The sequence below is a fragment of the Sphingobacterium sp. UBA2480 genome (genome assembly GCF_002341965.1).
Taxonomy (GTDB): Bacteria; Bacteroidota; Bacteroidia; order Sphingobacteriales; family Sphingobacteriaceae; genus Sphingobacterium; species Sphingobacterium multivorum.
On the sequence record NZ_DDPA01000004.1, the window covers coordinates 212,826 to 225,727 of the forward strand.

General features: G+C 42.0%; 10 protein-coding genes. 6 read left to right on the top strand and 4 right to left on the bottom strand.

The features are described from left to right. The first annotated feature begins 10 nt into the window (after nucleotides 1–10). The 6 genes from leuD (at nucleotide 11) to B3600_RS08415 (ending at nucleotide 6,751) form a co-directional block, all read left to right on the top strand. Entirely contained in the window at nucleotides 11–601 is a 591-nt protein-coding gene (gene leuD / locus B3600_RS08390) for a 3-isopropylmalate dehydratase small subunit (protein WP_286752670.1), read from the top strand. Further along, nucleotides 595–2,073 carry an ATP-binding cassette domain-containing protein gene (locus tag B3600_RS08395; RefSeq protein ID WP_286752671.1) on the top strand — a complete coding sequence of 493 codons (1,479 nt, stop codon included), beginning with the start codon at nucleotides 595–597 and terminating at the stop codon, nucleotides 2,071–2,073. The genes leuD and B3600_RS08395 overlap by 7 nt, the downstream gene beginning before the upstream one ends. Nucleotides 2,074–2,245: 172 nt before the next feature. Beyond that, nucleotides 2,246–3,319: a 3-isopropylmalate dehydrogenase gene (gene leuB / locus B3600_RS08400; protein ID WP_088163110.1), complete on the top strand. Its 1,074-nt coding sequence runs from the start codon at nucleotides 2,246–2,248 to the stop codon at nucleotides 3,317–3,319. A gap of 41 nt (nucleotides 3,320–3,360) precedes the next feature. After that, entirely contained in the window at nucleotides 3,361–4,524 is a 1,164-nt protein-coding gene (locus tag B3600_RS08405) for a 2-isopropylmalate synthase (RefSeq protein ID WP_083296124.1), read from the top strand. A gap of 213 nt (nucleotides 4,525–4,737) precedes the next feature. After that, complete coding sequence (gene ilvA, locus B3600_RS08410; RefSeq protein ID WP_070570170.1) at nucleotides 4,738–5,985, top strand: threonine ammonia-lyase IlvA; 1,248 nt, start codon at nucleotides 4,738–4,740, stop codon at nucleotides 5,983–5,985. A 250-nt stretch (nucleotides 5,986–6,235) separates the two neighbouring features. Continuing rightward, nucleotides 6,236–6,751 (top strand): DUF2911 domain-containing protein, encoded by a 516-nt coding sequence (locus B3600_RS08415; RefSeq protein WP_286752672.1) that lies wholly within the window; start codon nucleotides 6,236–6,238, stop codon nucleotides 6,749–6,751. Nucleotides 6,752–6,869: 118 nt separating this feature from the next. On the opposite strand, the gene B3600_RS08420 is transcribed toward B3600_RS08415, so the two are convergent. The 4 genes from B3600_RS08420 to B3600_RS08435 all read right to left on the bottom strand — a co-directional run bounded on the left by B3600_RS08420 (nucleotide 6,870) and on the right by B3600_RS08435 (nucleotide 12,880). Next, nucleotides 6,870–8,756, bottom strand: a complete 1,887-nt coding sequence (locus B3600_RS08420) for a sodium:solute symporter family protein (protein WP_286752673.1) — start codon at nucleotides 8,754–8,756, stop codon at nucleotides 6,870–6,872. Between the two features lie 42 nt (nucleotides 8,757–8,798). Beyond that, nucleotides 8,799–9,698 (bottom strand): endonuclease/exonuclease/phosphatase family protein, encoded by a 900-nt coding sequence (locus B3600_RS08425; RefSeq protein ID WP_286752674.1) that lies wholly within the window; start codon nucleotides 9,696–9,698, stop codon nucleotides 8,799–8,801. 115 nt (nucleotides 9,699–9,813) lie between these two features. Next, complete coding sequence (locus B3600_RS08430; protein WP_286752675.1) at nucleotides 9,814–11,028, bottom strand: glycosidase; 1,215 nt, start codon at nucleotides 11,026–11,028, stop codon at nucleotides 9,814–9,816. A gap of 31 nt (nucleotides 11,029–11,059) precedes the next feature. Continuing rightward, nucleotides 11,060–12,880, bottom strand: a complete 1,821-nt coding sequence (locus tag B3600_RS08435; RefSeq protein WP_286752676.1) for an aryl-sulfate sulfotransferase — start codon at nucleotides 12,878–12,880, stop codon at nucleotides 11,060–11,062. Nucleotides 12,881–12,902 lie beyond the last annotated feature (22 nt).

Below are 12,902 nucleotides of genomic sequence, written 5' to 3' on the forward strand. Positions count from 1 at the left end.
GCAGAAAAAAATGAAAAAATTTGAAACTTTAACGTCACAGGTAGTCCCACTACCTATCGAAAATATTGATACTGATCAAATTATTCCCGCACGCTTTCTAAAAGCGACCACGCGTGAAGGTTTTGGTGATAATTTATTCCGCGACTGGCGTTTTGACACAGACAATCAGCCTAAAACTGATTTTGTGTTGAACAACCCGACCTATACTGGAAAAATATTGGTTGCCGGTAAAAACTTTGGTTGTGGTTCAAGCCGCGAACATGCCGCTTGGGCTATTCAAGACTATGGTTTTGATGTGGTTATCAGCTCATTCTTTGCCGATATATTCAAAGGAAATGCCCTTAACAATGGTGTATTACCGATTCAGGTACCCGAAGAGTTTTTGGCGAAAATTTTCGAATTGGTGCACCAAAATCCGGCAACGGCGATTATCGTTGATCTTGAAAAACAAACAGTCATGTTGACAGAGACGGGTGATCAATTTGAGTTTGAAATCAATCCATACAAAAAATCATGTTTGATCAATGGCTATGATGACATTGATTTTATCCTTAACCAGAAAGATTCAATCGAAGCATTTGAAGCAAACAGACAATGGTAGATCCTGTCGTCCATATTGCCAATTTAACCATTCAGTACGGTAAAGATACCGTACTGCAAGACTTAAATTGGCAAATTTTTCCTGGCGAGCAATGGATCTTAGGCGGTCCGAGCGGTACAGGAAAAACCACGCTGGCAAAAGCGATTGCCGGGCAATTGAAGTATGAAGGCCAGATTACATTCCATCTTGACCCAACGAGCCTATTGCCGGCAAAAATTCATTACGTTTCCAATTGGTTTCAGTTTACCAATCTTGAAGGCGATCGCAATTTCTATTACCAACAGCGCTACAATAAATTTGCAAAAAACGATACATTAACGGTTTTTGCCGAGTTGAAACATTTTGCAAAAGAAGAACAGCTTTCTTTTGAAAACGTACGTTCTTACCTGAACATTTTTGGATTCGAGAATTTCAAAGATCAGCAGTTGATTGAACTTTCGAGTGGCGAACACAAAAGACTGCAATTGATCAAGGCCTTGTGGCTTCAACCTCAGGTGCTCATTATCGACCAGCCTTATACAGGACTGGATGCACAGTCCAGAAAAGATCTCAATCAGATTTTCGATCAGCTTGCGGATAAAGGGGTCACCTTGTTGTTGATCAGTAATGATGACGAACAACCGGATTGTATCAATCGTTTTGCGGAAATTCAGGAAGGTAAAATCAGGATTCGCCAACGGAGTGAAGAGCTATCCAAAGGCTTGCCCCGAACAAGAAAGGCGCTGCCTTATTTTCTACAACAGGCACCTCAGGTATCTGCCCAGGTCATGGTAAAAATGAACAAAATCAATATTTCATACGGCGAAAAACAAGTCTTAAAGAATATTGACTGGGAAGTAAAAGCCGGTGAAAAATGGTTGCTACAAGGGCATAATGGTTCAGGAAAATCAACTTTGCTTAGTCTCATCAACGGCGATCATCCACAGGCTTACGCCAATGACATCCATCTTTTTGGCAAAAAAAGAGGATCTGGAGAAAGTATTTGGGATATCAAAGAACATTTGGGTATTATATCTCCGGAATTACATTGGTACTATGATATGAATGCCAACGTTGGGCAGACGATTGCTTCTGGATTTTTTGACTCCATGAGCCTATACCAACGCTTAGGATTTGAACAACAGCAAAAGCTCGAGCAAATTCTCCATTTTTTTGACCTCAAAGAGGTTAAACACAAAACATTGGGATCATTGCCTTTAGGTCAACAACGTTTGGTCCTATTGGCCCGCACGATCGTGAAACATCCAGAATTGCTGATTTTGGACGAACCTTGTCAGGGTTTAGACCAAGAGCAGACCCAGTATTTCAACGACGTCATCGATGACCTCAGTAAAAGTGGCCAGACGCTCATTTATGTAGGTCACTTCCAAACCCAGCTACCAACGTGCATTGACAATAAAATCGTGTTGGAAAAGGGAGAAGTAAAGGCTATATCCGAAGTTATCCACAAAAAAGAAACTTTATCAACATAAAAATTGTGGAAAACTTCAATTAATTCGAAAATAAGAACAAAAAAATAAAAAGAGAATCAAGATATCGGAAAACACTGGAAATCAAAAGTCAAAAATAAAGATAACTAGGTTTTAGGCCTATTTTCCAAAGTTTCATTAGACCTATCTCTGATAGCTCAATATTAAAAATACAATGAAGAAAAATATTTTAATCATACCTGGAGATGGCATCGGCCAAGAAGTAACAACTTGGGGTAAAAAAGTTTTAGAAAAAATAGGTGAAAATTATGGTCATGAGTTCAGCTTTGATGAAGCTATCATGGGCCATACTGCAATTGAAGCGACAGGCAACCCGCTTCCTGATGAGACATTAGCTAAAGCAAAAGCTTCTGATGCGATCCTTTTCGGCGCCATTGGCCATATTAAGTATGATAATGATCCTTCTGCTAAGGTAAGACCTGAACAAGGCTTGTTGAAAATCCGTAAAGAACTAGGTCTTTACGCAAATCTTCGTCCAATCCTTTTATTCGATGAGTTATTGGATGCTTCGAGTTTAAAGCCCGAAATTCTTCAAGGTACAGATATTCTTTTCTTCCGTGAACTGACAGGTGATGTCTATTTTGGTGAGAAAAATCGCAATGAGGATAATACCTTTGCTTCAGACTTGATGAATTATCACCGTTACGAGGTTGAGCGTATCGCACGTAAAGCTTATGATGCAGCACGCACGCGTAACAAAAGACTATGCTCTGTTGATAAAGCCAATGTATTGGAAACATCCCGTCTGTGGAGAGAAGTTGTCCAGGAAATCGCAAAAGAATATCCGGATGTTGAAACCGAGCACATGTTTATCGATAATGCGGCCATGCAATTGGTGAAAAACCCAAAGAAATTCGATGTGGTATTGACAGCCAATCTTTTTGGTGATATCCTGACAGACGAAGCGTCACAGATCGCAGGCTCGATGGGTATGTTGGCTTCTGCTTCCGTAGGTGATGGCACAGGCTTCTTCGAACCTATCCACGGCTCTGCACACGATATCGCTGGTCAAAATAAAGCAAATCCATTGGCTTCAATTTTATCTGCTGCCTTGATGCTTGATATTAGCTTTGGTCTACAGGAGGAAGCTAAAGCGGTTACCAATGCTGTTGCTGAAACATTAAAAGCTGGTTGGAGAACCGGTGATATTGCCAACAGCAGCACAGAAGCTTCAAAAATCTTAGGTACTCAGGAAATGGGTGAAAAAGTATTGGAGTTTATTAAATAGTATACCCTTTTTAATTTGTAAATCTTTTGAATTAAGAAATTATGTTACACGATCCTAATCATCTTTACATTTTCGACACCACTTTACGTGATGGCGAACAGGTACCAGGCTGCCAATTAACTACTCCAGAGAAAATTGAGATTGCTAAAGACCTGGAAAAACTAGGGGTGGATATTATCGAAGCCGGTTTCCCAGTGTCTAGCCCTGGTGATTTTCAATCGGTCGTCGAATTATCTAAAGCGGTAAACGATGTCATTATATGTGCATTGACCCGTGCCAATCAAAACGATATTGACGTAGCTGCCGAGGCATTAAAATATGCCAAACGCCCACGTATCCATACGGGTATTGGTTCTTCGGACATGCATATCAAATATAAATTCAACAGCACAAGAGAAGAAATTTTAGAACGTGCCGTTGCGGCTGTAAAACATGCCAAATCCTATGTGGAAGATGTCGAGTTTTATGCAGAAGATGCGGGTCGCGCAGACTTGGCATTTCTAGCTAAAATGGTTGAATCGGTGATTGCTGCCGGTGCTACGGTAGTCAATATCCCCGATACAAACGGTTATTGTCTGCCAGACCAATATGGCTCAAAAATCAATTACCTCAAGGAGAATGTACGCAATATCGATCAGGCCATTATTTCGGCACATTGTCACAATGACTTGGGACTTGCAACAGCAAATTCTATCGCTGCGATTCAAAATGGAGCCCGTCAGGTGGAATGTACCATCAACGGTATCGGTGAGCGTGCCGGAAACACGTCACTTGAAGAAGTAGCCATGATCCTTAAAGTGCACAACCAGTCGTTTGGAAGCTTGACATCAAACATCGATAGCCGCATGTTTACGTACTTATCGCGCAAGGTAAGTGAAATGATGAACATGCCTGTACAACCGAATAAAGCGATCGTTGGTCGCAACGCCTTCGCACACAGCTCGGGGATTCACCAAGATGGTTTCCTAAAACACCGTGAGAACTATGAGATCATCAGACCAGAAGATGTTGGTTTGGTTGAAGCTGATATTATCTTAACTGCACGTTCAGGAAGACATGCCCTTAAGCACCATTTGGAGCGTTTAGGGTTCCATCTTGAAAAAGATGATTTAGCTGATTGCTATCAACGTTTCTTGGTTTTGGCCGACGAAAAGAAAAATATTTGTGATGATGACCTAAAAAGCCTCATCCAAGAAAAAATATAAAAAAAGGAAGGCTGCAGATGCAGCCTTTTTTTATCATAAATACATTTTTTTAAAAGGATCCAAATGATACGTTGCTAATTATTATTTTATCATACGTACAAACGATCTTCCATTTAAAATCAACTAAATTTAAATACTGTATAGGTAGAATCTCTCATATAACAGCGAATATCTGCGTTTTATTTGCTACCTTAACTAGGCAATCATCTAACAATGAATCTATCAACCTTAAACATCAATTCAGAAGCTACACTTGACCGCATCAAGTCTGTGGTCAACAGAACACCGCTTCAATATAATCGGCATCTATCCGAAAAATATGGCGCTGAAGTCTATCTCAAACGGGAAGATTTACAAGTCGTACGTTCCTATAAATTACGCGGTGCCTACAATAAAATTATTTCCTTAACAGCGGAAGAGCGACAACGTGGCGTTGTATGTGCCAGCGCAGGCAACCACGCTCAGGGCGTTGCTTTCTCCTGCAATAAACTCGACATCAAAGGCGTGATATTTATGCCGGGTCCGACACCACGCCAAAAGATTTCACAAACGGAAATGTGGGGTAACGGCAATGTAGAAATTATCTTGACCGGAGACACTTTTGATGACTGCCAAAAAGCAGCGCTGGCTTATACAGCAGAGCATGGCATGACTTTCATTCCGCCATTTGATGATCTCAAAGTTGTGGAAGGACAGGGTACTGTAGCCGTTGAAGCTTTACAAGATCTTCCCGATATGGACGCCATATTTATCCCAATTGGTGGCGGTGGACTTGCCGCGGGAGCGAGCTATTACCTAAAAAGTAAAAACAACGCAATCAAATGCTATGGTGTTGAACCCGAAGGAGCCCCCTCCATGCAAGCGGCCTTGACTCACGGCGCACCGATCGAGCTCGAGCATATCAACAAATTTGTTGATGGGGCAGCTGTTAAAAAAATCGGTGCAACGACATTTGAAATTGCCAAACAATTGTTGGATGATACACGCTCTATTCCCGAAGGAAAGATCTGTACCTGTATCCTAGAGCTGTACAATAAGGATGCAATTGTCGTTGAGCCTGCAGGCGCTCTATCCGTGGCCGCTCTTGAATTTCACAAAGATGAAATTAAAGGTAAGAAAGTCGTCTGCATCATATCCGGTGGAAACAACGATATCGACCGCATGAGTGAAATCAAAGAATTGTCTCTACTTTACGAAGGGTACAAGCATTATTTTATCGTTCGTTTCCCACAACGTCCAGGCGCCTTAAAACTCTTCGTTTCCGAAGTATTGGGGCCTAAGGATGATATTACCCGTTTTGAGTTTATCAAAAAAACAGAACGCGAAAGAGGTCCAGCGCTAGTCGGCATTGAGCTCAACAAGCCTGAGGATTACGAAACACTGATTGAACGCATGAAAGAATATAAGTTTGATGTCATTGAAATCAACAAAGACCAGACACTATTTGAATATCTTGTATAAATAATAGGTATAAACGAGAAAAGCCAGGATATGAATCACTGGCTTTTCTCGTTTATATAACCAAAATATCCCACTCAAAGCCTTCAAAAAACGAACAATTCCATAACCTAAAAAATCGTATATTTCCGTTATTAAAAGATATTCAATAGCTTAGGAGAGAGCGATAAATTATTTTAATTTGACCAAAGGCATATTGCATATAAAAAGTAATTTATCTAAGTTTAATTGTTTAATCAATACTATACGAAAAATGAGAGTACTAATTTTAACGATTCTGACCTTAATAGGTCAACTTACTTTTGCTCAGACCGACAAAAGTAAACGCCCAAGTCCTCCAGACAACACGAAGGTAACCACCACCGATGGTGTCACGATTGACATTAATTATAGCCGCCCTTCATTGAAAGGTCGTCAGCTTGGTGTTGATATCGCCCCTATCGGTATTGTATGGCGTACTGGAGCAAATGAAGCGACCACCATCGAATTTAATAAAGATGTATTGGTTGAAGGCAAGAAATTAGCTGCTGGTAAATATGGCCTTTACAGCATCCCTGGAGAACACGAAACAACAATTATGTTCAATAAAGTGTGGAATCAGTGGGGAACAAAATATGATGCCAACGAAGATGCTTTACGTGTTTCAGTCAACAATGCCACAGCAAGCAATTCGCAGGAACAGTTTAAGATCAATGCAACGCCGCAAGGAACCGTTTCCTTGGAGTGGGGACAGTATGTCGTTCCTTTTACGGTAAAAGCGAGCAACTAAACGCAAAACACATTATCACGGTAATCGGTACGGTACGATCGGTTTTTTAATCAAACAACAGGCCGTTCGATTACCTGATTCTTCTCTTCTCTCAGCCCCATTTTAAAAACTTATTTGTTTATCGATCCGCTTTATTCATTCTATATTTTGTCATAAAAGCGTCGTATTCAGCCTCATCGCGACACATCTTGTCGTACCAGTTCTTTTTAAGAATCAGTGTTGTAATCCCTAAGATCAATATACTAGTCAGTAAGCCCTGTCCCTGTTGAATAACGATATACATCGGGATCAATGTCAAACAACATTGCCATATAATTCCCACGCCAACATTAAATAAATCGCGCTTAAAGTGATTGTTTCTTTTAAGATCAGGGTATTTCTGCAACGCTTTCTGGTGAATTGGTCCCCAAAAGCCCCATGGACGAACACGGACATAAAAATCGACAAGCACATCCTCTTCAGTAGGTTTGGACAGCCAGGTCCCCATCAGACAGCCTAGCAGCGATAGGACAAACAAAAATGGGAAATAATATAGCGGCAAAGTATGCGGGAAAAACTGGGGCAGAATAATCGCCCCGAATATACCGGTCAACATCCCCCAGAAAAATCCAGCCCCGTTAAATCGCCACCAATGCCATTTGAGCACATTCGCGGCAATATACCCGCCATAGAGTGCTGAAACGATCCACTGCAGCACCGAATTGATGTTTTGAACATACAATCCGATGATCGTGCTGCAGACAACCACAGAAACAGAAACAATATAGCTCAACCGAATCTGTTTTTTTGGCGAAGCCGAACGATAAAAATATTTCAGCAAGACATCATTGACCAAGTATGCTTGCGCCGCATTTATCGTTGAAGCAAAAGAAGACATAAAAGCAGCCAGAAGTCCCGCCAACAATAAACCTGTCAATCCAACCTTCCCAAACCGACTAATTGCCTTGGGCAAGATGATCTCAAAATCCATATGGCTTCCCATTGCTGTAAACTCGTCCCGAAAGAATACAAGAGCCAATACCGTAAAGCCCATGATCATCAGATAACGTGGGATAAGCAAGATAACAGATACCGATCCGCTCATTAATGCGGCCTCTTTTGGAGATCTACAAGCCAGAATCTTTTGCATGTCATAGTTGGCCGCGGGCCCAGCCATGCTCATGAAAATACCTTTGAAAAGCATCATCATCACAAATACGGTAAACAGGTTGTATTGATCATCGGCTATTCGGTCCATAATAGAAGGGAGTAAATTGCTCCAATCCATATCCAGGTGCCAGCCAAAGAAGGGAGAGTCCCAACCCTCAGGTGTATTGGCGGCCAACAATTCGGGACTTACCTGCTGCATGGCAATCACGGCAATTGCAATACCAGATACAATCATGATTCCGAACTTCACCATATCGGCCCACACAATACTATGCATGCCGCCAAGCATCACATAAAAAGTCGTGATTGCCGTGAAAAATATGCCATAGAGCTGGGGAACATGCATCGGGTCAATGGTCAATGGAATAAAGCGCGACAGCTGTTCCCAGGGGAAGAATACCTCCATAAATTTACCGATTCCGATAAATCCATAACATAGAAAACCCAATACCGCTACAATGGCGTATAAAATGACCATGGTGTAAGCTCCATCTGCACCCTTACCATGTCCAAAACGGGTTCGGATCCATTCAGCTCCCGTCAAGACATTTGAACGCCGCAGCCATACCGAAAGGTAAACCATCAAAAAAATCTGATTGAAGACAGGCCATAACCAAGGAATCCACATGCTCTTGAGGCCATAAACAAAGGCAAGATAAACCATCCACATCGTGCCCGAAATATCGAACATCCCCGAAGCATCAGAAATACCAAGCATATAGTAAGGAAGTGACTTCCCTCCCAAGAAATAAGAGTCGAGATCCTTAGAAGCTCGCTTTTTAAGAATCAGGCCAATGACAATCATCGTCAGCAAATAACAGACAATGATAACTATATCTATTACGGAAAGTTCCATGAATATTCTTCTCGTGGTCAACCGCAATCTACAATTATATTTCTACTTCTCCAATTGGCCAATCACGACCGAAACTGGATAATGATCTGATATTCCTTCGAGATCAGGACCATTGTGCACTTCGACCTGCTGAACCAAGGGCGACAATCGCTCCGACAATAAGATATAATCAAGTCTCTCCGACACTTCAGCTAATCGGCTGTCGCCCCAATTCCAGCCATAAAGCGTGGCTGTTGGAAAACTGACTCGCTTATTTTCCGGAAATACGGTACGTCCGATACAATCATCAAAACCTGCAGCAATAAAAGTCGACAGCACACTATAGTCAAAATGCTGGCCACGCATATTGCCATACTCGGGATGCGCTTGATCCCAATTCGATAAATTCTTTCTCAATGGTGCTTTGTGTTCCAGCCAAATTGCATCCAATGGAGAATACGCATTGAGATCTCCCATGATCATACAGTTATTCAAGGAATTACTTTTGATATAATCCACAATCTGTTGCGCTTCTTTTAATCGATACTTCCAGGAAAAAGGGCTGAGATGTGTGACTATAATATCAATATCTTTAATTTTAACATGCAGCATGCCATGCCAGAACTCATCCACCTGGGCTTTGATTAGCGTAATCGGATAGCGAGACGTGATTCCTACCGGATAGCCCTTCTCTTTGAGTAAAATGCTATAATGATGTCCATAGGATTTGGCAAGCTGTTGAAGATCGGCCTGTTTAAAATCGACCAGTTCTTCTAAAGCAACAATATCCGGTTGTTGTCGTTCCATCCAATGGACAAATTTATCCGATCTTGCTTTCGTACGCTCAAACCCATTCCAGATATTATAAGATATTATCTTTAGCGGTTGATCGGCCTGAGATTTCACTGTCAAACACAGAGAAAGTAAAGCGATCACCCCATAAAACTTGATCAGATTTTTCATTTGTATACTCCTAAATATCGATTTTAAAACGAACAGTAAGCCTTATATAACGAACAACAAGCCGGGCTATGCGATTTAAAATAGGAGACCGGCTTTCAATTTTCACCTCCTACTGTCAGGCTCTTTTCACATCATTAGGTAAACAAATTCCAGATTCCGTGGCATATAGCGCATTGCGGCTAATAAGCTGGAGGATATTGTCTACCGAGGTTGACGAGAGAAGGCCGTCGGGTGCTGTATTTAGACAGTAATCCAAAAGTCGGTCGACTGGAGATACAGCAACATGCATTCGTGTGTCACTCGATGCGTAATAGATATAAACCATACCGTTGGCATTCATGATCCAACCGTTGGAAAACAACACATTGGAAACATCACCGATCCGTTCTTCTCCCTCTGGCGCCATCAGATAACCTGCCGGCTCGGCGATCAATTGACTTGGATCATCCAGACTGGTCAGATAAATATAGAGCACATAACGTAAGCCAGCAGCAGTGCCACGCACGCCATGGGCGAGGTGTAGCCAACCTTTCGCTGTTTTTAAGGGCGCAGGTCCCTCACCATTTTTCAGTTCTTTAATGGTATGATAAAAACGTTTGTTGATAATTTGTTCTTCAACAACAACAGCATTTTTAATATCATCAATCAATGACCATCCAATTCCGCCACCACGTTTTGCCAGGATAAAATCATCCTGTGGCCGTGTATACAAAGCATATTTCCCCTGAACGAATTCGGGGTGCAATACGACATTCCGCTGTTGACTACTCGCTTTCAAATTGGGTAATCGCTCCCAGTGCTTCAAATCTTTTGATCGAATGATGCCTGCTGCGGCAACGGCACTGGAGAGATCTCCAGGAGCAGCAGCTGCATCGCGTTTTTCACTGCAAAAAATACCATATACCCAACCGTCTTCATGCGCAGTTAGACGGATATCATATACATTTGTTTCCTCCTCATCTAATTCCGGGAGAGCCAATGGCTGATCCCAAAAGCGGAAATTATCCACCCCATTTTCACTTTCCGCTATCGCAAAAAAAGATTTCCGGTCAGCCCCTTCAACACGAACGAACAACAGATACTTTCCTTGCCAGTAGAGTGCCCCTGCATTCATTGTTGAATTGAAGGTGATTCGCTCTAGAAAAAGAGGGTTTGTTAATGGATTAAAATCATAACGCCAGGTCAAGGGGATATGCTCTTTGGTAACAACAGGATATAAATAACGCTTAACAATTTTTCCTGGATTAGACAGTTCAACATTGGCTCTTTCCAATAATAAGCGTTGTGATTCGATAATATAAGCTTGCTGACATTCAAATGATTCGGCCATAAATTTAGTTCAGTTCAAAAAAATAGTTACTTTACATGTTTTCAGGATAAAGCGGCATACGCGTCACACGATGGAATGCAGTGCCGCTACCCGTAGCGACCTCAAGGTCGAATATCACTTCCTTTGTTTTGGGATCAATCTCCACAACACGTCCGCCCGAACCAATAGAGGTTGCTACACCCATCCCTGGACAAAATAAGACATGTCCCGTTTGCCCCAAGTATTGCACGCCCGATATGGCTTGTGAAAAGCCTTGCGTTCCGCGATCTTTTCCATAAGACCAAACTTGCTGCACCGTTCTATTGGCCATGTCAATTTTATATTCCACTACCCTGCTATAGCTGTTCACCCCGGGAGCAAAATTTGATTTCCATTGCCGATTATACCCATTGTCAAAAACCAAAATCCGATCCTTGCTCAAGGCGACAGGTGTATGTGGACCCCAGGGCCAATCAAAGCCTGCCAGCGCAGCATCTCCATTGATCACTGCTGGGTCCGTAATTGCTGTACCATCTTCGGCAATTGGCTTTAACAACAAGGGCTGATATTTGGCTCCCCAATTTTTATGGGGCGATATAATCCATTGTGTTATTCCCGAATGGTTGAAGCTAAAAATCCCCTGATAACGTGCCGTAGCCAATAAATCTTCGCCAATTTCTGTAATGGAATTGTTGTGAGCCCAGTTATTTGGGCTTTGCGAAAAGGCGGGCGGTGTTACGCCATCAGGCTTGATATAACGCGTTGTATCGAGTTGCTTGGCAAGATCCCACTCATTAGCCAAAACGCCCGTCTGCGGATTCAATTCGATGATAAAGTCGTTAATACGCGGTTGGCCATTGTTTAAACGGGCCGCAGCTTTGGTTACATTGATCAAGAAATTACCATTGGCAGCCTCGGTAATTTCATGATGAAATCCGTACCCCAGTTTGGCCAGATCCCATTGATTAATCAAATTACCAAACATGTCCATTTCAACCACACGTTGCTGCGATTGATCACCAGAAATAAAAGTTCCTTTTTTTGTTCGTTTAAGACCTATCGATCCTGAAAACTTCTGTAAATCAGGTGATTTCTTCAATAGCAACAACCAACGCAATTCACCCTCGTTATCAATCATATAAGGTAGAGAAGTATCTATCTCACTCTGACCGGGATAACTCACCAAATTAACTCCAAATTCCATTTTGTCGGTTTGTCCTTTGACGATCTTCCATTTGGGAAAGTCTTGCACAGTCACTGCCTGCGTACGGATATGAATAGTTGTACTTCCGCGTTCTTTGCCTTCAAGATCAGTAAAAGCGAGATCGACTACATTATCATAATCAGCATACAAGCCTAATATGGGCACACTTTGACGTGGTGTCTCATCACTGCATAGATGCGTGATCGTACCAAATTGGCCATGCTTGCCACGCACAGTTACACGAACACGTCCATAAGTGGGTAGCACAACATTCACCAATGCTGCCAGTGGATTGTAACCTGAAGGATCAAGCTTTATTCCTTCGACCATGAAATCGAGTGAAGTTCCTTTTGTGGGCACGATCAACTCCGAACCATCACTGAATATCAGATTAGTGACCCACCGATCCAAGTTGGGCGTTACCTTTACAATATCCGGAACAGGAATATTTACGGTTCCTTTCTCAAAGTTGAAGACATAATCCTGTGAATTCTGCTTGACGTCAAGCAACAATTCTCCGGCATCGATCTTCGATGTTAACGCCAGTTTGGAGGGCAATTGATTCGCAGTTTCCCGATCTTTCTTACAGGAAAATAACAACAACACCAGGCATACCCCCGGTAAAATGGAAGTGGTGAAAAATCTGCACATTCGTTGTACTGCAATCATACTTACTATTGTTTAAAAGAAT

What these genes read in the sequence shown, in the direction of transcription:
- leuD (WP_286752670.1), top strand. Translation starts at nt 11, where the DNA reads ATGAAAAAATTTGAAACTTTAACGTCACAGGTAGTCCCACTACCTATC.
- B3600_RS08395 (WP_286752671.1), top strand. Translation starts at nt 595, where the DNA reads ATGGTAGATCCTGTCGTCCATATTGCCAATTTAACCATTCAGTACGGT.
- leuB (WP_088163110.1), top strand. Translation starts at nt 2,246, where the DNA reads ATGAAGAAAAATATTTTAATCATACCTGGAGATGGCATCGGCCAAGAA.
- B3600_RS08405 (WP_083296124.1), top strand. Translation starts at nt 3,361, where the DNA reads ATGTTACACGATCCTAATCATCTTTACATTTTCGACACCACTTTACGT.
- ilvA (WP_070570170.1), top strand. Translation starts at nt 4,738, where the DNA reads ATGAATCTATCAACCTTAAACATCAATTCAGAAGCTACACTTGACCGC.
- B3600_RS08415 (WP_286752672.1), top strand. Translation starts at nt 6,236, where the DNA reads ATGAGAGTACTAATTTTAACGATTCTGACCTTAATAGGTCAACTTACT.
- B3600_RS08420 (WP_286752673.1), bottom strand. Translation starts at nt 8,756, where the DNA reads ATGGAACTTTCCGTAATAGATATAGTTATCATTGTCTGTTATTTGCTG.
- B3600_RS08425 (WP_286752674.1), bottom strand. Translation starts at nt 9,698, where the DNA reads ATGAAAAATCTGATCAAGTTTTATGGGGTGATCGCTTTACTTTCTCTG.
- B3600_RS08430 (WP_286752675.1), bottom strand. Translation starts at nt 11,028, where the DNA reads ATGGCCGAATCATTTGAATGTCAGCAAGCTTATATTATCGAATCACAA.
- B3600_RS08435 (WP_286752676.1), bottom strand. Translation starts at nt 12,880, where the DNA reads ATGATTGCAGTACAACGAATGTGCAGATTTTTCACCACTTCCATTTTA.